21 protein-coding genes are annotated in these 20,467 nt (G+C 40.6%); 20 read left to right on the forward strand and 1 reads right to left on the reverse strand.

The genetic code is table 11. The features are described 5' to 3' along the window. The first annotated feature begins 145 nt into the window (after positions 1-145). From BANVL01_RS07360 to BANVL01_RS07415, 12 genes are all read left to right on the forward strand, one after another. Positions 146-1,300, forward strand: a complete 1,155-nt coding sequence (locus tag BANVL01_RS07360) for a hypothetical protein (protein ID WP_235845500.1) — start codon at positions 146-148, stop codon at positions 1,298-1,300. Positions 1,301-1,541: 241 nt separating this feature from the next. Continuing rightward, positions 1,542-2,624, forward strand: a complete 1,083-nt coding sequence (locus BANVL01_RS07365; protein ID WP_066083544.1) for a hypothetical protein — start codon at positions 1,542-1,544, stop codon at positions 2,622-2,624. Continuing rightward, entirely contained in the window at positions 2,611-4,800 is a 2,190-nt protein-coding gene (locus BANVL01_RS07370) for a molybdopterin oxidoreductase family protein (protein WP_172800852.1), read from the forward strand. The genes BANVL01_RS07365 and BANVL01_RS07370 overlap by 14 nt, the downstream gene beginning before the upstream one ends. Beyond that, entirely contained in the window at positions 4,801-5,361 is a 561-nt protein-coding gene (locus BANVL01_RS07375; protein WP_024026506.1) for a 4Fe-4S dicluster domain-containing protein, read from the forward strand. An 11-nt stretch (positions 5,362-5,372) separates the two neighbouring features. Further along, complete coding sequence (locus BANVL01_RS07380) at positions 5,373-5,897, forward strand: Rieske (2Fe-2S) protein (protein WP_066083546.1); 525 nt, start codon at positions 5,373-5,375, stop codon at positions 5,895-5,897. Beyond that, positions 5,887-6,078, forward strand: a complete 192-nt coding sequence (locus BANVL01_RS07385) for a hypothetical protein (protein WP_066083550.1) — start codon at positions 5,887-5,889, stop codon at positions 6,076-6,078. The genes BANVL01_RS07380 and BANVL01_RS07385 overlap by 11 nt, the downstream gene beginning before the upstream one ends. Further along, a complete protein-coding gene (locus BANVL01_RS07390) occupies positions 6,071-6,382 on the forward strand; it encodes a hypothetical protein (protein WP_066083552.1) in 312 nt (103 codons plus the stop codon). Before BANVL01_RS07385 ends, BANVL01_RS07390 begins: the two co-directional genes overlap by 8 nt. Continuing rightward, the gene (locus BANVL01_RS07395; RefSeq protein ID WP_066083554.1) at positions 6,369-6,650 is read left to right on the forward strand and encodes a hypothetical protein; all 282 of its coding nucleotides are present in this window, start codon (positions 6,369-6,371) and stop codon (positions 6,648-6,650) included. The genes BANVL01_RS07390 and BANVL01_RS07395 overlap by 14 nt, the downstream gene beginning before the upstream one ends. A 37-nt stretch (positions 6,651-6,687) precedes the next feature. Beyond that, a complete protein-coding gene (locus tag BANVL01_RS07400) occupies positions 6,688-7,344 on the forward strand; it encodes a sensor histidine kinase (protein ID WP_066083556.1) in 657 nt (218 codons plus the stop codon). 13 nt (positions 7,345-7,357) lie between these two features. After that, positions 7,358-8,011 carry a response regulator gene (locus BANVL01_RS07405; protein ID WP_066083560.1) on the forward strand — a complete coding sequence of 218 codons (654 nt, stop codon included), beginning with the start codon at positions 7,358-7,360 and terminating at the stop codon, positions 8,009-8,011. 15 nt (positions 8,012-8,026) lie between these two features. Continuing rightward, positions 8,027-8,473, forward strand: coding sequence for a GAF domain-containing protein (locus BANVL01_RS07410; RefSeq protein WP_066083563.1), 447 nt, complete (start codon positions 8,027-8,029; stop codon positions 8,471-8,473). A gap of 24 nt (positions 8,474-8,497) precedes the next feature. After that, positions 8,498-9,565 (forward strand): PAS domain-containing sensor histidine kinase, encoded by a 1,068-nt coding sequence (locus BANVL01_RS07415; RefSeq protein ID WP_066083565.1) that lies wholly within the window; start codon positions 8,498-8,500, stop codon positions 9,563-9,565. Positions 9,566-9,614: 49 nt separating this feature from the next. Here BANVL01_RS07415 and BANVL01_RS07420 read toward each other — a convergent pair whose 3' ends face one another. After that, positions 9,615-11,270: a glutamine--tRNA ligase/YqeY domain fusion protein gene (locus BANVL01_RS07420; RefSeq protein ID WP_066083570.1), complete on the reverse strand. Its 1,656-nt coding sequence runs from the start codon at positions 11,268-11,270 to the stop codon at positions 9,615-9,617. A gap of 628 nt (positions 11,271-11,898) precedes the next feature. Between BANVL01_RS07420 and BANVL01_RS07425 the strand changes: the two genes are divergently transcribed. The 8 genes from BANVL01_RS07425 (at position 11,899) to BANVL01_RS07460 (ending at position 20,424) form a co-directional block, all read left to right on the forward strand. After that, the gene (locus BANVL01_RS07425) at positions 11,899-12,885 is read left to right on the forward strand and encodes a Gfo/Idh/MocA family protein (protein ID WP_066083572.1); all 987 of its coding nucleotides are present in this window, start codon (positions 11,899-11,901) and stop codon (positions 12,883-12,885) included. A 134-nt stretch (positions 12,886-13,019) separates the two neighbouring features. Further along, positions 13,020-14,036 carry a 4Fe-4S binding protein gene (locus BANVL01_RS07430; RefSeq protein ID WP_066083575.1) on the forward strand — a complete coding sequence of 339 codons (1,017 nt, stop codon included), beginning with the start codon at positions 13,020-13,022 and terminating at the stop codon, positions 14,034-14,036. 146 nt (positions 14,037-14,182) lie between these two features. Then, positions 14,183-14,548 carry an SCP2 sterol-binding domain-containing protein gene (locus BANVL01_RS07435; protein ID WP_066083577.1) on the forward strand — a complete coding sequence of 122 codons (366 nt, stop codon included), beginning with the start codon at positions 14,183-14,185 and terminating at the stop codon, positions 14,546-14,548. Between the two features lie 295 nt (positions 14,549-14,843). Beyond that, a complete protein-coding gene (locus BANVL01_RS07440; protein ID WP_066096177.1) occupies positions 14,844-16,523 on the forward strand; it encodes an ABC transporter substrate-binding protein in 1,680 nt (559 codons plus the stop codon). Positions 16,524-16,581: 58 nt separating this feature from the next. Further along, positions 16,582-17,538: an ABC transporter permease gene (locus tag BANVL01_RS07445; protein ID WP_066083579.1), complete on the forward strand. Its 957-nt coding sequence runs from the start codon at positions 16,582-16,584 to the stop codon at positions 17,536-17,538. A gap of 13 nt (positions 17,539-17,551) precedes the next feature. Next, complete coding sequence (gene opp4C / locus BANVL01_RS07450) at positions 17,552-18,472, forward strand: oligopeptide ABC transporter permease (protein ID WP_066083580.1); 921 nt, start codon at positions 17,552-17,554, stop codon at positions 18,470-18,472. A 9-nt stretch (positions 18,473-18,481) separates the two neighbouring features. After that, a complete protein-coding gene (locus BANVL01_RS07455; protein WP_066083582.1) occupies positions 18,482-19,462 on the forward strand; it encodes an ABC transporter ATP-binding protein in 981 nt (326 codons plus the stop codon). Then, the gene (locus tag BANVL01_RS07460) at positions 19,459-20,424 is read left to right on the forward strand and encodes an ABC transporter ATP-binding protein (protein WP_066083584.1); all 966 of its coding nucleotides are present in this window, start codon (positions 19,459-19,461) and stop codon (positions 20,422-20,424) included. Before BANVL01_RS07455 ends, BANVL01_RS07460 begins: the two co-directional genes overlap by 4 nt. The last annotated feature ends 43 nt before the right edge of the window (positions 20,425-20,467 follow it).

Consider the following 20,467-nt stretch of genomic DNA (forward strand, 5'->3'; position numbering starts at 1 on the left):
AAAACTACATGTTGGTGGTGTCCTTTTGCAGGAATAAAACCATAAGCGAATGGGATGCTAGCTAAGGGCTAGCATCTTTATTTTGTATACATTAAAGGTAAAGTAAAAGGGAGCTAAAATGAACCTCACACACAATTCACGTCTATTGTTAGTTCCACTCGATATTCACAAAGACAAAAAACACTATATAGTCGAGGATAAAACCTCTAGTGAATTTTATGAAATGCCTGAGGTTTGCATTGATGCTATTGAATTAATTAACAATGGCGAAACTTTAGGGGAGATTGAACTACTTCTAAAAGAAAAATATCCCAATGAAGAAGTTAACCTTATCGATTTTGTTGAACAGCTTATAAAGATGGAACTTGTTTCTGAATTGGATGGTGTGAAGCTCGAAAAAAGAGATACGAAAAAGGAGAGTCTCGGCTTTTTGTGGCTTTCACCACAAATCGGAAAATTCTTTTTTAATAAGTTCTCCCTTTTTCTGTATGCGGTGTTATTCATCGGTAATGCCTTCCTTTTCATCGCAAAGCCATCATTATTTCCACACTATAAGGATTTGTTTATCTTTGATTTAATGGTTCTCAATATCCCAGCATGGATGGTATTAACTTTTATTCTTGTCTTAATCCATGAATTTGGCCACATTTTAGCGATGAGAGCACAAAATCTCCCTACTAAATTAGAAGTCGGCCACCGTTTATTTCTTGTCGTCCTTGAAACCGATATGTCATCAATATGGAAACTGTCTTCAAAGGATCGGAATGTACTATTTTTAGCCGGGCTTTGTTTTGATACAGTGATCCTTTCGCTCGCATTAATCAGTCAGCTTATCTTCGCAAACGGGTCAGGGATTTTCTTGAGTATCATTCATGTGGTGGTCTTAGATACATTTATTCGCATGGTGTACCAATGCTGCGTTTATATGAAGACAGATTTATATTACCTATTTGAAAATGTATCTGGCTGTTATAACTTGATGGAAAACGCACAGCAAGCGATTAGAAAAAAACTACCGTTTCTAAATTCAAAAGTAACAGAGGAAGTTGTTTTCGCTGGTGAAAAAACTACCGTCTTCGTCTATTCGATTTTCTATTTTATCGGTGTAGCTTTGACTGTTTCATTGTTTGCAATCTATTATATCCCGCAATTATTGTTTGCTTTAAAAAAGGTTTTGCCAGGCTTTTTATTAGGTCTGGATTCCCTTCCTTTTTGGGACGCTATGCTCTTCTCCTTGCAAATTCTAATTGGAATGTTGCTCTTGCTCTACTCGTGGCGGAAAAAATATGTCCGAAGATAGCTTTGTGACAGAACTTTGTCTAAAAATGAATATCTAAGGGTTTTTTCCCCCGATGATGGGGGAGTTCCCCTATATAGATAGCACTTCTGTTTTTCTTACAATAAGGGTAAGAAAACGGAAGTGTTATTTTTTTAGCCGATAGGAAGTAAAACTTCCTATCAGGCATAAGTGCAACTACGCCTCTGTCTTCGCCCTAACGGGCTTGCCAGTCGGCGAGTTTACTATATAAGGAGGACATGAAATGCAGGCGAATACTTCAATAACTAAAAAACCGGGAAGCTCGGTCAATGATGCCTTTGCATCCCATTTTGCGAAATCAATGTTTCTAACGATTGCTGGTCTATTGATCTTAACTTTTATTGGTACAAGAATGTTCACACATGTCGATTTAAATCTTTACGGATATATGGTTGGAACCATCGTGTTTATCGGCGGATTCTTCTATCGCTTTATTGCTTGGGGCGAAAGGCCGCCAACCAAACTTTTTATTAAAAAAGGCTTAAAGCTGCTGTTTAGAAAAAGCACACCAAAAACGGCTGTCAATCATTTAGCGATTTATGATTTCATCCGCAATCGCGGTGTTTATCGCTGGGTGCAGCATATCCTAATCGGCTGGGGCTGCGTCCTCGCTTTCCTAGTAACCTTCCCTCTCGTGTTTAGCTGGATGTATTTTACGATGGAAGACAATGGCTATTATACGATTGTGTTATTTGGAATGAACATCATGAACGTAAAAGCTGATGGAATCATCGCTTGGTTATCTTACAATGCCTTGAACATTGCAGCCATCATGGTTACCGCCGGTGTATGTATGGCGCTATACCGCCGCTTGAAAAATATGCAGGCAAGAGCAGAGCAAAAGTTTATGTACGATTTCTTACCACTTTACCTATTGCTCTTCATTTCGATTACTGGACTTTTACTGACGTTCCAAAATGTAGTTTTACATGGCTGGATGCAGCCGCAAATGTCACTAATCCATCAATTCTCAGTGATTGTGACGTTAATCTATCTGCCATTTGGAAAGCTTGCTCATATTCCTTTCCGGCCACTGAGCGTATTTGCAAGAAACTACCGTGAACATTATAGCGAACAACATATGAAAGAGTGTAAAGTATGTGGCGATCAATTTGTTTCTGTTGAACAATCAAACGATGTCATTCAAGTGTTAGACGTAAATGAAATTGATTTCAATATGAATGACGGCTTTAATCTTGCAGAACTATGCCTGCCATGCCGCAGGAAATATCGAATTGCGAAATTCTCAGGTTTCGCAACGCATCAAGTGAAGGTCAAGGAGGCAAATCAGAATGCAAATGGATAATTTTAGAAATGAACGAGATCAATATTTTAAAGAAATCGACAACTTAAACCATCCAAATGAAACATTAGTCAAGACACATTGCAGCTATTGCGCGATGCAGTGTGGGATGAACTTAAGGGTAAATACAAAAACAAACAAGATCGTTGGGGTTGAGCCTCGATATGATTGGCCGGTAACTTTAGGAAAGATGTGCCCGAAAGGGGTTACCGCTTACCAGCAAGTAAACAATAAAGACCGTTTATTAAGACCATTAATTCGTGATGATCAATCATTAAAAGGGACGAAAAATGGCTTCCGTGAAGCAAGCTGGGATGAGGCATACGATCTTATTGTGAAAAAATTCACCGAGCTGCAAGAGAATTATGGAAAAGATTCACTCTCTGTGTATAGCGGTGTTTCCATGACAAATGAAAAGTGTTATTTAACAGGGAAATTTGCTCGTGTCGGACTTCAAACGCGCTATATTGATTATAATGGCCGATTCTGTATGGCTAGTGCAGCTGGTGGTTTAAATCGCTCATTAGGTATTGATAGAGGTTCAACCATTCCATGGACTGATGTACAGGATACCGATTGTATATTTCTAGCCGGCAGTAATACCGCCGAATGTCATCCTACGATGATGTTCCGGGTTTGGGCAATTCAAGAACGGGGCGGCTATGTCATTGTTGCAGATCCACGAGAAACACCGGTTGCTAGAAGAGCAGATCTTCATCTTGATTTAAGACCTGGTACAGACCTTGCACTAGCCAATGGGATTGTCAATTTATTAATCGAAAATGGCCATATTGACGAAGAATTTATCAAAAATCATACAAATGGCTTTGAAGACACAAAAGAACTTGTTAAACAATTCACACCGGAATATACAAGCGCGATAACAGGTGTGGCACCAGAGAAAATTATTCGCGCGGCTGAAATTTACGGTAAAGCTCCAAATGCGATTGTCATGTTTGCCAGAGGGATTGAGCAACAAATCAAAGGGGTAGATAACGTTTCTGGCTATACGAATATGGCCCTTGTAACCGGGAAAATTGGCCGTGCGAAATCAGGTGTTGCAACCATAACAGGACAAGGAAATGGCCAAGGTGGACGTGAACATGGGCAAAAAGCCGATGCACTGCCTGGCTATCGAAAAATTGCTAACCCTGATCACGTCAAATATGTTTCAAAGGTGTGGGGTATTGAACCGGAAGAAATGCCAAAAGAGGGTGTATCCGCATTTGAAATGTTTGGCTTGATGGAACAAAAGACCATTCGTGCGTTATACCTATTATGTTCAAATCCTGCCGTTTCTGCACCAGATCAAAATTATGTTCGGGAGCAGTTGAAAAACCTAGACTTTATGGTATGTGTTGATTTTTATCTTTCAGAATCTGCTGAATTTGCAGATGTCGTTCTGCCTACAACAACTTGGGCAGAGGACGCGGGAACAACTACAAATGTTGAAGGACGGATTATCAAGATTAATCAAGCGCAAATGCCGGTAGGCGAATCAAAGCCAGACTGGAAAATTCAAGTAGAACTTACTGAGCGAATGGGCCGTGGTAAATATTTTTCTCACTTAAAAACGTCTGAAGACATATTTAATGAACTTCGTGTCGCTTCTAAAGGTGGAACAGCTGATTACTATGGCGTTACATGGGAAAAGATTGACAAGCAAGACGGCGTGTTCTGGCCATGTAAAGATGAAAATGATCCTGGAACACCACGGTTATTTTTAGATAAAAAGTTTAATCATCCAGATGGAAGAGCTAAAATTTTTGCATTGCCTTACAGACCTTCCGCAGAAGAACCGGATGAAGAATACCCATTGCGATTAACAACAGGACGTGTTGTCTACCATTATTTATCAGGGAATCAGACGAGAAGAATTCAATTCCTTCGTGATATGTGTCCTGAACCATTTGTAGAAGTACATCCAGAAACAGCAGCAAAATATAATATTGATCACGAAGAACTTGTCCGTCTCTATACACGTAGAGGAGAAACAACCTATAAAGTGAAAATCACAGAGGCCATTCGGAAGGATACCGTGTTTGTTCCGTATCACTGGGGCCATGAAAAATCTATTAATCTATTAACAATTGGTGCACTTGATCCAATATCACGGATGCCGGAGTTCAAAGCTTGTGCCGCACAAATCGAAAAACTGAAAATAAAGAAGGTGCAGTAAATGAAAAAGAGGCTATATTTAGAACTTGAAAACTGTATAGGGTGCCGCTCTTGTTTAGCGGCTTGTACACAGTGCGGAGGGCATGAGGAACGGAACCGTAACTATGTTTACGACGTGAACCCGCTTGTTAACCGTCAAACAATGCCTCTTATGTGCCTTCACTGCGTGAATCCGGCATGTGCGAGAAGCTGTCCGGCTCAGGCAATCCAAATACACGAAACTGGAGCTGTACTTTCCGCTCTTGTAGAAAAATGTATTGGCTGCCAAAACTGTACGATTGCCTGCCCGTATGGTATACCAAAGTTTGATACAGAACAAAATCTCATGTATAAGTGTGATTTATGTATCGACCGGTCAAAGGATGGCATTCCGCCGATGTGTGCTAGTGTATGTCCAACAAACACATTACAATGGTTAACCGATGAAGAAATTGAAGCGAAACAAAAGCAATTTAATTTAGATAATGGTAAATGGGTCACAAGCATGCCTTACTTGGAAGGCGAAACAAACGTAAAAGTGAATCTCCCTGGTATTCTTCAGGGCGTCACTAAATTGTTCTAGGAGGGATTAACATGAGCGATAAAAATAATAAAATCCCGTTCACTGAAGATAACTATACACATAACATCAACCGCAATAATGAAAGAAAGCTCGACCGCCGCGGATTTATGAAAACATTGGTGGGGGCAGCAGGAGTGTTCGCTGTTTCCTCCCTTCCATGGGGTGTATTAGCAGCAAAAGAATTAAATGGACTTGGCGACAAAAAATATCCGAAACACAAAATTACCGATGTTAACTCATTGCCGATTGGTGATGCCGTTGACTTTGCCTTCCCAGGCGAGCATGATAGTGCGATTTTAATCCGCCTTTCGGAAAATAAATACGTTGCCTACCAAAATGCCTGTACTCATCTGCGCTGCCCGGTTTTTTGGAAAAAGGATGAGCAGGAAATGCTGTGCCCTTGCCACCACGGAAAATTCGATGTGGAAACAGGTGCGCCAACGGCTGGCCCTCCTAGACGGCCACTCCCTGAAATCCATGTAAAAGTTGAAAACGGCGCTGTATATGCCGTGGGGGTGAAACGTTATGAAGCGTAGTTACCTGCCAGTCGCCCTTCTTCTAGCTGTGTTAATGTTAAACATTATTTTCACTCAATATATGGTCCATCAATATTTTTATGAAAACTATACCAATACCATCATTGCAGCTGTCATCAACGTGATTTTATTTCCAGTCGCATTCCTTATCTATAAAAAAGGTGTGAATGTCCATGACTAGTGAGACATATATTGATTTATGTTTTGTCCGCCCTGAATCAGGCGGTTTCACAGTGGAAATCGATGAATTGTTAAAAAGCACTTTTGCAAAAAAACGCTTGAACTGGTTTCTTGAAGAGAAATCACTAGATGGTGCTGAAATGGTTGTTGCAGAAGTTAAAGGAATGAGCGATTGGACTTCTGAAGAAGAAACGATTCAGTTTCTTGAAGAGCATGCAGAAGAGAAGTTTTGGGAGTATCTGCAAGGCTACAAAATGTTTATCTATCCTGTCGTGAAAGGATGCAATAGCTGTGGAACACATTAAGCTAGAAGCTGTGAAACGTTTTGTTGGTGGGCCGGTAGAAATTATCATTCATGATGAAGATGGTGGTGACCAGGCGCCAGCAGTGAAGAAAACAGTGAAAAAAGTCCAGCTTTGTCCCGACAACACCCATATTCGTTTCTATTTTGATGATTTTTATTTTCTTGCCGTTCCGCTTTCCAGTAGCGTAAGTGAGTCGGATGAACAATGGTCAGCTTTCGACCCAGAAAGCGGCTTAACCTATACAGTAAAAAAAGTTCAGGTCTTTTAATTAAGAGCCTGGCTTTTTTTAAAAAGGAGAATTGTTAATGGAGTTAAAACCAAAGCAGCAGATTAGCTCTTACATTATCCAGTCACAGGAAGAAGAAATCAAGCGGATTTCCATCGAACTTCACGAGGGTGTCGGTCAAAATCTTTATAGTATTTTAACAGGCTTACAATTTATTGACTCAGGGACAAAAGAGCCTCATATGAAAAATCATCTCCGTGAAATGTCGCAGTTAATCGAAAAAACGATTCAAGAAATTAGGCTGCTCTCTGTCGAATTGTATCCTCCTGTCCTAACAACTCTTGGTTTATTGCCGGCCATGAAAAGCTATATTAAGCTGTATACTTCGACATTTGGAATTCTTGTTGATTTAGACACTGCGGGCACGCAAAAGTGGCTCCCGGAGAAAAGCAGGATTGCGGTGTTTCGGGTTTGTCAAGAGGCACTAACAAATATAGTGAAGTATGCTGACACGTCCAATGTGAAAATAAATGTTATTTGGACTGAGGATGAGCTGAAAGTTACGATTAATGATTTTGGTAAAGGATTTCATCAAGCGGAACATGGAGGCAACAATCAATCATCGGGAATTGCCGCAATGAAAGAGAGAATGCTTCTAACTGGCGGACAGTGCACGATATCCTCTAAAATAGGAGAAGGAACATCTATTGAACTATCCCTGCCGTTAAAGGATTAAAGGAGAGTTAAGAATGATAAAAATCCTCTTGGTTGATGATCATGCTGTTGTGAGAAGCGGCTTGAAAATGCTGTTAAATACAAACCCTGAAATAGAAGTAATCGGGGAAGCCTCAGAAGGAAATGAAGGTATCAAGAAAGCGTTAAAATTAAAGCCGAATGTCGTGGTTATGGATTTAAGTATGCCCCATGGTAAAGACGGCTTGTCGGCGACAACAGAATTGAAAAAGCTGATGCCTGAGATTAATATCCTGATTCTAACCATGCACGATGATGAGGAATACCTCTTCCGGTCGATTCAAGGAGGGGCATCCGGCTGTATTCTAAAGAGCGCCCCGCACGATGAATTAATGTCTGCGATTGAATCGGTTGCTGCCGGTGATGCCTATCTTCATCCCTCTGCACAGAAGCGTTTAATGGAGGAATATTTGTCCGGTGTGAAGCAGGATGGCAATGATACGTACAATCTATTATCTGAACGGGAAAAGGAAGTCTTAACCCTTATCGCAAAAGGTTACGCCAACAAAGAAATTGCGGAGCAGCTTGTCATTAGTGTGAAAACAGTCGAGACCCATAAAGGGAACTTGATGGAAAAATTACAAATGAAAACCCGGCCTGAGCTCGTGGAATATGCCGTTAAAAAGGGGTTATTAGGTTATGACATTTAAGGGAAATCATCTGAGATGACAGAGATAAGGGAATTGCGACCGGTTCTTGAAGTGTGCGACAGGCTAATGGAGGAGGCAGGTTGTGATTTTGTCGGGCTTGCCATCCAAAATACTGTTGGCCCTGATGTCAGGTGGCACTATGCCGCCGGAAATTTAAATGATAAATACGAGAGAATAACTGTCCGTTTCGGAAAAGGAATCGCTGGAAAAATTATTTCAAGTGGAAGTGCGATGATGTTGGCCGACTTTCCAAATGATATTTTTGGAAAAGTGACAGACTATCCGATAATGCTTGCTGAAAAACTTGCATCCTGCTATGCGGTCCCATTATTTTTTAATGCTGTTCCAAAAGGAGTATTGCTTATTGGCAAAAGAGAAAGCTTTACTTTTCCAGAGCATGTTCAGCAACTTGTAAAGGACGCAGCCGAAACATTGGAGCAGTTATTAAATGAGCATTTATAACGATTCGGGGCAGGGGGGATGGAAATGGACAAGGAAATCCGCGGGCCTTTGAACGAGCTGGCAGACCTTGAACTTGAATTAAAAAAGTCGATGCAGGAATTAGTGGATATTAAGTTTGCTCTCGATGAATCTTCGATTGTCGTCTTCACAGATTCCCGGGGGATTATTACATATGTAAATGATCAATTTTGTCGTATCTCTAAATACTCGCAGGAAGAATTGCTGGGCCACGATCATCGGATTGTCAATTCTGGATATCATTCTAAAGACTTTTTTAAAGAAATGTGGCGGAAAATTGGCTCAGGCGAGGTTTGGAAGGGTGAAATCCGCAACAGGGCCAAGGACGGTTCGCTCTATTGGATGGATACCACGATTGTTCCGTTTTTAAACGAAAAGGGGAAGCCTTATCAGTATCTGGCCATTCGCTATGAAATTACCGAGAGAAAGCGTGTCGAACAGGAATTAAAAAAAATGATGTCTTCCATCATCGGTGTGCAGGAAGAGGAACGAAAGCGCTTGTCACGCAACCTCCATGATGGAATTGGTCAAAATCTTTATAGCCATTTGATAACCATCAATCGTTTGCTTTCAGAGATGGATCATCCGTTACTACAGCAGATGCAGAAAGAAGCAACCCAATTAATCGAGGAGATTCGAGAAATCTCATGGGAATTACGGCCATCGGTCTTGGATGACCTTGGTTTAGTTCCAGCCATTCGTTCCTTTTTAGCACGTTATTCAGAGCATTACAATATCGATGTATACTTTGATTGCGTCTTAAACCAGCGCCTTGATATTAGTATCGAATTGACCATTTACCGGATAATTCAGGAGGCGTTAACGAATATTCGCAAATATGCAGCTGTTACAGAGGCCATGGTTACCATCAGAGAAATGGATGATGTTGTGCGAGTAATGATTGAAGATAAGGGAAACGGCTTTGACATCAGAAAACAAACTCCAGGAGTCGGACTGTTCAGCATGGATGAACGCGCCCGTTCCGTTGATGGCGGATTTTCAATCTACTCAACACCGGGAATGGGAACGAAAATCATTTTAGAAGTACCGATTTCCACAGCTGAAGACGATTAAAAAAATAGAGGGTGTCAGGCACTATTACGGTGCCAGACACCCTCTATTTTTATATTTTAAATGAGCTCTTCAATGAAACGATTCTGTTAAAGACCAGCTTGTCGACTGTTGTATCTTTCGGGTCGACGTTGAAATAACCGTGTCTAAAGAATTGGAATTTTTCCTGCGGCCGGCTTTCTTTCATGTTTGGCTCGACAAAGCCCTGTAAGACTTCAAGTGAATGAGGATTAACGTTATCAAGGAATGTTTTCCCCTCGTCACTAGCGTTCTCTTCCGCGTCCAAAATAAGCGGTTCGTAAAGACGGAATTCAGCTGGAACGGCATGGGCTGCTTCTACCCAATGAATCGTTCCTTTTACTTTCCTTCCTGTGAAGCCAGTACCACTCTTGGTTTCAGGATCGTAAGTGCAGCGTAACTCAACAACTTTACCGCTCGCATCCTTGACGATTTCTTCACATTTAATGAAATAGGCGTTCTTTAGGCGGACTTCATTTCCAGGGAACAGACGGAAATATTTCTTTGGCGGTTCTTCCATGAAATCGTCCTGTTCGATATAGATTTCGCGAGAGAACGGAATTTTCCGTGAACCCATTTCGGGGTTTTCCGGATTTATTTCCGCATCCAGCAATTCGATTTGGCCTTCCGGATAATTCGTAATGACCACTTTTAAGGGATTAATCACACCCATGGTCCGCGGCGCTTTCAATTTTAAATCCTCACGGACAAAGTGTTCAAGCATTTGTGAATCAACCATACTGTTGTTCTTTGAAATAGCCGTTTCGCTTACAAAGGTACGAATCGATTCAGGGGTAAACCCTTTTCTTCTCATCCCAGAAATCGTCGGCATCCGCGGGTCATCCCAGCCATCCACGAACCCTTCCTCGACGAGCTGCTTAAGCTTCCGTTTACTCATAACTGTATTCGTCACATTCAAGCGGCCAAACTCAATTTGCTGCGGCGTGTTCTCCATTTCACATTGTTCCACCACCCAATTATAAAGAGGACGCTGATCCTCGAATTCAATGGTACAGATGGAATGTGTGACACCTTCAATCGCATCTTCAAGCGGATGGGCAAAGGCATACATTGGATAAATGCACCACTTATCGCCGGTGTTATGATGTGTGGCATGGGATATCCGGTAAATAACAGGGTCACGCAAATTAATATTTGGCGAGGACATATCAATTTTTGCCCGGAGTACCTTTTGACCATTGTCGAATTCACCGGCACGCATCCGTGCAAATAAATCAAGGTTTTCTTCGATGGTACGCTCACGGTAAGGGCTATTCTTGCCAGGCGCTGTCAGCGTGCCGCGGTATTCACGAATTTCATCAGCCGAAAGGTCATCAACAAAGGCAAGTCCTTTATTAATTAACAGTACAGCTCTTTTGTACATTTCTTCAAAATAATCGGAGGCAAATAATAAGTTATCCCATTCGAATCCAAGCCATTTGACATCTTCCTTAATCGAATTAACATATTCGATATCTTCCTTTAAAGGATTGGTATCGTCAAAGCGTAAATTGGTTTGCCCCTTAAATTCATCTGCCAAGCCAAAGTTGATGATAATCGATTTAGCGTGGCCAATATGTAAATAACCATTTGGCTCTGGCGGAAAGCGTGTCACGATTTTCTGATGCTTGCCTGATTCTAAATCTTTTATCATAATATCTTTAATAAAGTTTGATGTTTGATTGTCCACACTTTTCAACCTCTTTCATTTGACTAGCTCCTGGCGTTGCCGGATCTTCGCCTTTCAACTTATCCTACTATTTATAAATACCATAAATATTGATTTTTTTCCATTGTTCCCAACAATTCATCAGGAAACACAGCAATTTTAGAGGAATTTTTTATAAGTATATGAGGATAGAGAGACTGGTGAAGGGACTAAGTACATATTTTTGGGGGAATACAGACTAAAGTCGGTTCTCACGATATATTATTTGAGATTTACTACCTATTTTTAGGAAATTACTACACCATTAGATGGTAATTAATGGAATCCCTTTCGTTATCCAGTTATCTATCTACACAATTTTAGAGTTTATCTACACAAATTCAGACTTTAACTACATATATTTAAAAATTATCGACATTCGTTGGCGATTATTGGGATTTCCTTCGTTATCCAGTTATTTATCTACACAATTTTAGAGTTTATCTACATAAATTCAGACTTTAACTACATATATCAAAGAATTATCGACATTTGCCGGTAAATAACTGGAAATTATTCTGGATTCCGAGAAAATAGGTCACCTATAATTGGCATGTTCCGATCCATATAGGTAAAATGGGATGTAAATATAAATAGGAGGGGAAGTTCAATGCTTAAATTTGCGACAGTTGGAACAAGTTGGATTTCAGAAAGCTTTATTAAGGCAGCAATCGCAAGCAAACAGCTGCAGTTAACCGGAGTTTATTCCCGCACAGAGGAGAAGGCGAAACGGAATGCAAATACATATAACGCTCCTTATTTTTGGACTGACTTAGAGAAAATGGCGAAAAGCCCGGACTTCGAGGCAGTCTATATTGCTTCGCCCAACTCTGTTCATTTCGAACAAGCACTAACCTTTTTGAAAAATAAAAAACATGTCATCTGTGAAAAACCAATTTTTTCAAATACAGCTGAATTAACAGAAGCTTACCGGACAGCGGAGGAGAATGGCGTCTATTTATTTGAAGCGATTCGCAATATCCATTCACCTAATTTCAATATATTAAAGGAAAAGCTCCATTTAGCAGGCAAATTGAGAAGCACGGTGCTGCCGTATATTCAATATTCCTCCCGTTATGATTTATTTTTACAAGGGGAGGAGCCGAATATCTTCTCTGCCAAATACTCAGGAGGGGCACTTGTTGATTTAGGCGTCTATCCGCTGTATTTGGCTGTTGGCTTGTTTGGTGAGCCGAAGAAGGTTACCTATCATCCTGTGATTTTAACAAGCGGTGTGGATGGCAGCGGCACACTTGTGTTGGAATATGAAGAATTCGTCTGTACCATTCTTTGTTCAAAGATAGCTCATTCCGAACTTCCATGTGAAATACACGGCGAGGCCGGGACATTTGTCCTTGAGGATGCAGCCCCTATTTCAGAAATAAAATTCATAGACAGCCATACGAAAGAAAGTCAAATCTTGAGTGTCGAGCAGGTAGAACAAGACATGGTTTATGAATGTATCAATTTCGCCAAAATCATTGAAATGAAAAATGTTCAGGAATACGAGCGCTTAAAAAAATGGAGCCAAATTGTCCTTCGCATTACTGAAGAGGCTAGAAAGCAGAATAACATTATTTTTGCATCAGATAAATAATAATAAAAAAGATTTGACAGATTTAAGTCGCCAATATGACATTTTTTTGAATTGAATCTAAGCAATGACTTTTATCACATCCCCTGTTTTTTAGCTTCCTTATATTTATAGTAAGGAAGAATGGAGGAATCGTGATGAAGTCAAAAGCGTGGTACAGGAAACAATTGAAGCGCAAGCCGGTTCAAATCACTAGATATGCTGTTCAGGCCGTGTTTTTATTGTTTTTACTATATGTTGGCTTGCAGTTTTATCAATTTTATCAGCATTTTGAAACACTCGGTAAAACACCTTTTGTTGAAAGGCCGTCTGCAGTGGAAGGGTTTTTGCCAATCAGCGCCTTGGTTGCCCTTAAGGTTTGGCTGACAAGTGGTGACTTCGATGTAATCCACCCGGCAGGTCTCACCCTGCTCGCATTTTTTGTCGGCGCAGGCATTATTTTTCGGAAGTCATTCTGCAGCTGGATTTGTCCTGTTGGTACGGCGAATGAACTAATCGCGTGGATTGGCAGGAAAATTTTTAGAAGGAACTTTGATATGCCGCAATGGCTAGTTTGGTTTTTAACGCCAATAAAATATGTTCTGCTGTTATTCTTTGTGGCAATGGTTATACAAATGGATACCTTCAGCGCCAAAAGTTTTCTTTTGGATCCGTATAATAAGGTTTCCGACGTAAAAATGCTATTGTTATTCCTTAATATTGGCGGATTTACTTTGAAATTTGTCATTGTCGTCTTTATTCTCTCGTTATTCTTCAGAAACTTTTGGTGCCGGTTCCTCTGCCCGTACGGTGCATTGATTGGTCTTGGTTCCATCTTTAGAATTACAAAAATACAACGGAATGAAGACACCTGTACAAACTGCGAAATGTGCACAAAGGTTTGTCCTCAAAGATTACAAGTTCATAAGATTGAAAAAGTAAATTCACTTAATTGTTCCGCCTGTATGTCCTGTGTGGAAGCCTGCCCAGTGAAGGATACACTTAATATGACGGTGGCAAATAAAAAGGTAAACAAATGGTTTATTCCAGTTGCCTTCTTCGTTCTGTTCTTCGTGATCATCGGGATTGCAAAAATAACCGGTCACTGGGATACAATCGTTTCTTATACAGAATGGAAAGAATTGATTCCAGATGCACGCTATATCGGTCATTAGAACCTCATAATTAAAATAGCAGCCTTGTTGGACTGCTATATTTTATGAACGTTCAAAAAATATCCATTGTCGCGATAGATAGGTCTTAGTATTATGATTATATAGGGAATATTTTGGTATTTTTACCTTTGAGGGGGAATTGACACGTGGCGAAAAAAGTTGATGACTATTCTTTAGCAGAGCTGATGGTAAGAATTGAAGAAATTTTTAATGAGAATCCAGGACCGATTCAAGGCTTCGAAGCAATTGTTCAATATGACATTCACGGTGAGGCAGAAGCAACCTATCAGCATTTTTTCCATGATGGAAAGCTGACGATTAAAGAAGGAGTAGAAGCAACTCCAAGCGTAACAATGGCATTATCCTATGATAACTTTAAAAAATTCCTCCTAGGAAAGCAAAGCGGCACGATGGCGTTATTGACAGGGAAGGTAAAAGCAAAAGGCGATATTGGCAAGGGAATGAAAATCGAAACGATTCTTCGGAAATATAATATAAAAGAACCATTCTAATCTTTATAAAAATAGCACATTCATACGAGTGTGCTATTTTTATTTTTTAAATACCTGGAGATAATGAACTATTTTTGGGGATTTAAAATGAAATAGTAAAATAATAATTGACAATTTTGTTTTTAAAAAGTAATCTTTAATTTGAGTTAACAAAACCAATCGGATTTGTCGGCTTTTGAAAATTTGCTGATGGTCAAGCGGTTGGTTTTACATTTTAAATATAAAACCAAGTAAACTGGGGGGGAATAAAGTGAAAAAGAGTTTGAAAGGTTTATTTAGTGTCATCATCCTTTCTATGATTCTATCTGCTTGTGCATTGGATAGTTCAAGCCAAAAAGAATCATCAGCACCGGAAAAGAAAGGGAACACGGAAAGCTCCAGTGCAACGAGCACTGAAGTAAAAGAATACAAAGCAACAAACTTGGATGCACTTCCAAATAAAACAAAGGCAAGAAAAGATACATTCATCGCGGGCATATCCGCTCCAGGTGGAGTGTTTTTGCCGTATTTCTATGAAAATGGCTGGGATGGAAACGCCACCGACCCAATGTTTGCGCCGTTGGTAAACTTAGATCCTACTGGGAAACCTGTGGGGATTTTAGCAGAGAAATGGGATGTCTCAGATGATAAGCTTACATATACATTCCATTTGAGAAAAGGCTTGAAATTCAGTGATGGTTCGCCATTAACAGCTGATGATGTCGCATTTACCTTAACGTTATTACATGACCCGGCTTATGCTGGGGAACAAGATATTTCACTTACTGCTATTAAAGGCGGTAAGGAATATAAAGAAGGCAAAGCGAAATCGATTGAAGGAATTAAAGTAGTAGATAAAGAGACAATTACTATTACAACTGAAGAAGTGAATGCAAAATCTCTTCTGATTTTAGGCGGACAGGTATTATCGAAAGCTTATTATGGAAAAGACTATCAATTTGGTAAACTGGATTATTTAAAAGAACTTTATCCGAAGCCGCTTGGTGCTGGGCCATACAAATTTGTTAAGTATGTGCCAGGCCAAGAAATTCGTTATGTTGCCAATGAACATTACTATGCTGGCACGCCAAAAACGAAGAATTTAATCTTTAAAGTAATTGATACTTCAACTTCTCTTCAATTGTTTGAAACAGGTGAACTTGATTATGCCGGTTTCTCTGCAGATGATGATACAGTAGAACAATTGAAAAGTTTAGGATTTGCGAATCTTGAAGTTGGTCCGGTTAATGACTATGGTTTTATTTATGTCAACAATTCACGTCCACAGTTCAAGGATAAAACAGTAAGGCAAGCTCTAGTCTATGGATTGGACCGCCAAAAAATTGTTGATGTGAAATTTAAAGGCTATGGATCTGTTGCGAATGTCCCAGTTTCTAAAGTTTCATGGGCCTATAATGATGAAGGTATTAACAAGTATGAATTTAATGCTAAAAAAGCGAAGGAATTACTTGATCAAGCCGGCTGGAAGGTTGGTTCTGACGGTATTCGTGAAAAGGATGGCAAAAAATTCGTGATTCGTTACTTAACGAGGACGGCTGATGATCCAATCATCCCGATTGCAAAAGAAAACTATCAGGATATCGGAATAAAATTTGAACCAGAAATTATGGACTTTAATGCGATTGTTGCCAAATTAGGCACAAAGGATTATGATTTTGCAGCCGTGTCCACTTCACAAATTTTAGATCCAAGTGACCCGGTTGAGGAGTTTGCAACAGGTAACGCAAATAATGCGGCAGGCTATTCTAACCCTAAAGTAGATGAATTAATTAAAAAGGGGTTAAATACGCTGGATCTTGAAAAACGTAAAGTTATTTACCATGATCTCTATAAAGAATTAAATGATGACCCACCTGTCATTCTGATTCACTATCGTCAAAGTGCAAAAGCAATCAGCGGCCAAATCGAAGGCTTACATCCTGACAACTTTACAGGCATTAGCGCTAGCTTGCCAAACATTTCGATTAAAAAGTAACCAATAAAGTGCCTAGCGGATGAAGCTAGGCACTTTGTTCTGTGGAGGTGGAGAGTATATGAAACAGTATGTATTACAACGATTTTTACAAATGATTGTCATTTTATTCGGGACCTCATTTATCATTTTCTTCTTGTTTGCGATGCTGCCAGGGGATTATATTGATTCAAACATATCTTTAACACCGCAAAGAGCGCAAGAATTAAAGGCCCTTTATGGGTTAGACCAACCAGTGTTACAAAGGTACTTTAAATGGCTTGGAAATGCTTTGCACGGTGATTTTGGCTACTCATTAAAGCATCAGGAAAACGTGTTATCGCTATTAAATAAGTATGTCTGGAATTCCTTTTTTGTTGCGATTTTGGCTCTGTTTTTAACGTGGTCCATTGCTCTAGTATCGGGTGTTATCTCTGCCATCAAGCAGTACTCTTGGTTTGATGGTTTCGTGACATTTTTTGTGTTTGCAGCTATGTCATTCCCGTCGTTTTTTATTAGTTTACTTTTTATCAAATGGTTCGGTGTGGACCTGCAGATCCTGCCAATCGGAGGGATGATCGATACGGGAAGTGATAGTACGGGGCTGGCCCATCTTCTTGAAGTAGGCAAGCATATGATTCTGCCAGTGACCATATTAACCCTGCTTAGCATTGGCTCATTAACGCGTTATTTTCGAACAGGGATGCTCGAGGTTATTCGCCAGGACTATATTCGAACGGCACGAGCGAAAGGCTTGAAGGAACGTGTGGTTATTTTTAAACATGCATTGAAGAATGCGATTCTACCAGCAATCACGCTGCTTGCCTTTGAATTGCCAGGTCTGTTTTCCGGGGCGATTATTATGGAGCAAATCTTTAATTGGCCTGGTGTCGGCCGAATTCAGCTGGAATCAGTTAGTTTCCGGGACTATCCTGTCTTAATGGCCTTTACGATGTTTTTGTCGTGTCTCACGATTATCGGGAACTTTTTAGCGGATGTAACCTACGCTGCTGTAGATCCAAGAATTAGATTGAAATAAGGAGGGAAGCAGAATGGACACTCCAAATCCGATTGTAAATAAACAGGTGAAGACAGTTGTGAAATCACCTTCGATCTGGAAGCAAACCTTTCGCCGCTTAAAAAAGAATAAATTAGCGATGATCAGCTTGTTCTTTTTACTATTTATGTTTTTGCTTAGCTTCATCGGGCCGTATTTTTCCCCGTACATTCTCGACAGGACGAATGTAGCGAATATGAATCAGCCTCCAAGTGCAGCGCATTGGCTTGGGACAGATAATTACGGGCGGGATGTACTAACTCGACTCATGATGGCGGGGCAAATCTCGTTAACCATCGGGATTGCCGCAATGGTATTATCGGTTATGATCGGTTCCTTGTTAGGGGCGATTTCAGGTTTTTACCGTGGTGTTGTTGATATGGTCATTATGCGGATAGCTGATATTCTTATGTCCATTCCTGGCTTGCCGCTGCTCTTGATATTAGCAGCCATTTTATCAGAATGGAAAGTTCCGGCTGAATACCGTCTTTATATTATTATGATTATGCTTAGCTTTGTTGGCTGGCCGGGACTTGCACGGTTAGTTCGAGGCCAGATTTTATCATTGAAAGAACAGCCTTTTATGCAGGCAACAGAAGTGCTTGGTTTAAGTGATCGCCGGAAAATTTTACATCATCTAATTCCAAACACGGTTCCGCTTCTCTTGGTTGTGGCAACCTTGAACGTTGCGGGCTCCATTTTGAGCGAGTCCGCCCTTAGCTTTCTCGGGCTTGGCGTAGTTCCGCCAACACCATCATGGGGGAATATGATGGATGCGGCCAATAACTTCATGGATTTTAGGAAACGGCCATGGCTGTGGATTCCACCGGGAACAGCTATTTTTCTAACGGTTGTTTCGATTAATTTACTAGGAGACGGACTGAGGGACGCGCTTGATCCGAAAATGAGAAGGTAGGGATATCGAATGAATGAGATGCTGCTCCAAGTAAATCACCTGCAGACAAACTTTTACACGGAAAGCGGCGTCGTTAAGGCAGTAAATGACGTCAGCTTTGCAATCCGTGAAGGGGAAACTGTTTGTATTGTCGGCGAGTCTGGCTGTGGAAAAAGTATTACTGCTTTATCTTTAATGCAGTTAATTCCGGAAAACGGCAAGGTGGAAGGCGGCGAAATTAACTTTGCCGGAAAAAATCTGTTGGATTTATCTAAAAAGGATATCCGCCGATTAAGGGGTAATGAGATTGGCATGATCTTTCAAGAGCCAATGACTTCTTTAAATCCGGTGTTTACCATTGGAGAACAAATGATTGAACCCATACAAGAGCATTTATTATTGAGTAAAAAGGCTGCTTATAAAAAGGCAATGGAACTGATTACGATGCTGGGAATTCCTAATGCTGAAAAAATTGTCAATCTTTATCCCCATGAATTAAGCGGCGGGATGCTGCAACGGATTATGATTGCGATTGCCCTTAGCTGTAATCCGAAGCTCATCATTGCCGATGAGCCGACAACTGCTCTTGATGTGACCATTCAGGCACAAATTTTGGATCTGTTACGTGATATCAAAAAGGAATTTAACACTTCCATGTTGCTGATCACACATGATCTCGGTGTCGTAGCTGAAATGGCTGATTACGTGGTCGTCATGTATGCGGGGAAAGTGGTCGAAGAAGGTCCGGTACTTGAGCTGTTTAAGAATCCGCAGCATCCGTATACAAAAGGGTTGTTAAAGGCTAAACCAGTTATTGGTGAGCGTAAGGACCGGCTCTATACAATCGCTGGACAGGTTCCTAATTTAGTAGATTTGAGCGAGGCTTGTTATTTCGCAGACCGCTGTGAGCATGCAATGGATATTTGCCGGGTGAAGCAGCCTGTTTTAACGGAAATGGCTAAAGGACAAAAAACAGCATGCTGGTTATACGAGGACGGTGAAAATCAATGAGCGAAGCACTTTTAGAAGTTCAAAATCTAAAAAAATATTATTCTGCCTCTAAAGGAATGTTTAAGAAATTTGGCGATTCTGTTAAAGCAGTTGACGGGGTTAGTTTTACAATTGAAAAGGGCGAAGTATTTGGGCTTGTCGGTGAATCAGGCAGCGGCAAATCGACGATTGGTAAAACAATCTTACGCCTCCATGAGAAGACAGACGGTGATGTGAAGTTTAAGGGAAAAGACGTCTTTTCATTGTCCAAAAAGGAACTTCGTCAGCTTCGTGTCCAAACGCAGCTTGTTTTTCAAGATCCATTTAGTTCGTTAAATCCACGACTGAGGGTTGGTGATGCAATCGGCGAAGCGATGGTAGAACACGGTCTTGTTTCTAAAAAGGAAGTCCGTGAGCGGGTGCTAGAGGTAATGGAAAAATGCGGTCTGTCCCCGTTTCATATTGACCGCTATCCGCATGAATTTTCCGGAGGCCAGCGCCAGCGGATCGTCATTGCCCGTGCAATGGCTCTTAATCCGGAGTTTATCGTTATGGATGAACCTGTAGCCGCTCTTGATGTATCGATACAGGCACAAATTATTAATCTATTTAGTGACCTGCAGCGGGAAAACGGATTATCCTATTTGTTTATTTCGCATGACTTAAGTGTTGTCGAGCACCTTTGCACGAAAATTGCGATTATGTATTTGGGGAATATCGTGGAATTAGCTCCAAAGGAAGAGTTATTTGATCATCCCTTGCACCCATATACAAAAGCGCTTCTTTCAGCAATTCCGATTCCAGATCCAACGGCTAAAAGAGAACGAATTATATTAACAGGTGATATTCCAAGCCCAATCAATCCGCCTTCAGGCTGTAAGTTCCGGACCAGATGTCCGATGGCTACAGACCTTTGTGCCGAAAAAGCGCCTGATTACCGTGACGCGGGCGGTGGTCATTTTGTTGCCTGTCATTATGTATAGTTTCAAAATAAATAATGGAAAAGGATAAGGACAATATGAAATA

It is taken from the genome of Neobacillus novalis NBRC 102450, assembly GCF_001591805.1.
Classification (GTDB): Bacteria; Bacillota; Bacilli; order Bacillales; family Cytobacillaceae; genus Neobacillus; species Neobacillus novalis.

Excerpts from the sequence above, each read along its gene's own strand:
- BANVL01_RS07365 (WP_066083544.1), top strand. The coding sequence starts at position 1,542 with ATGCAGGCGAATACTTCAATAACTAAAAAACCGGGAAGCTCGGTCAAT.
- BANVL01_RS07370 (WP_172800852.1), top strand. The coding sequence starts at position 2,611 with ATGCAAATGGATAATTTTAGAAATGAACGAGATCAATATTTTAAAGAA.
- BANVL01_RS07375 (WP_024026506.1), top strand. The coding sequence starts at position 4,801 with ATGAAAAAGAGGCTATATTTAGAACTTGAAAACTGTATAGGGTGCCGC.
- BANVL01_RS07380 (WP_066083546.1), top strand. The coding sequence starts at position 5,373 with ATGAGCGATAAAAATAATAAAATCCCGTTCACTGAAGATAACTATACA.
- BANVL01_RS07385 (WP_066083550.1), top strand. The coding sequence starts at position 5,887 with ATGAAGCGTAGTTACCTGCCAGTCGCCCTTCTTCTAGCTGTGTTAATG.
- BANVL01_RS07390 (WP_066083552.1), top strand. The coding sequence starts at position 6,071 with ATGACTAGTGAGACATATATTGATTTATGTTTTGTCCGCCCTGAATCA.
- BANVL01_RS07400 (WP_066083556.1), top strand. The coding sequence starts at position 6,688 with ATGGAGTTAAAACCAAAGCAGCAGATTAGCTCTTACATTATCCAGTCA.
- BANVL01_RS07405 (WP_066083560.1), top strand. The coding sequence starts at position 7,358 with ATGATAAAAATCCTCTTGGTTGATGATCATGCTGTTGTGAGAAGCGGC.
- BANVL01_RS07410 (WP_066083563.1), top strand. The coding sequence starts at position 8,027 with ATGACAGAGATAAGGGAATTGCGACCGGTTCTTGAAGTGTGCGACAGG.
- BANVL01_RS07415 (WP_066083565.1), top strand. The coding sequence starts at position 8,498 with ATGGACAAGGAAATCCGCGGGCCTTTGAACGAGCTGGCAGACCTTGAA.
- BANVL01_RS07425 (WP_066083572.1), top strand. The coding sequence starts at position 11,899 with ATGCTTAAATTTGCGACAGTTGGAACAAGTTGGATTTCAGAAAGCTTT.
- BANVL01_RS07430 (WP_066083575.1), top strand. The coding sequence starts at position 13,020 with ATGAAGTCAAAAGCGTGGTACAGGAAACAATTGAAGCGCAAGCCGGTT.
- BANVL01_RS07440 (WP_066096177.1), top strand. The coding sequence starts at position 14,844 with ATGATTCTATCTGCTTGTGCATTGGATAGTTCAAGCCAAAAAGAATCA.
- BANVL01_RS07445 (WP_066083579.1), top strand. The coding sequence starts at position 16,582 with ATGAAACAGTATGTATTACAACGATTTTTACAAATGATTGTCATTTTA.
- opp4C (WP_066083580.1), top strand. The coding sequence starts at position 17,552 with ATGGACACTCCAAATCCGATTGTAAATAAACAGGTGAAGACAGTTGTG.
- BANVL01_RS07455 (WP_066083582.1), top strand. The coding sequence starts at position 18,482 with ATGAATGAGATGCTGCTCCAAGTAAATCACCTGCAGACAAACTTTTAC.
- BANVL01_RS07460 (WP_066083584.1), top strand. The coding sequence starts at position 19,459 with ATGAGCGAAGCACTTTTAGAAGTTCAAAATCTAAAAAAATATTATTCT.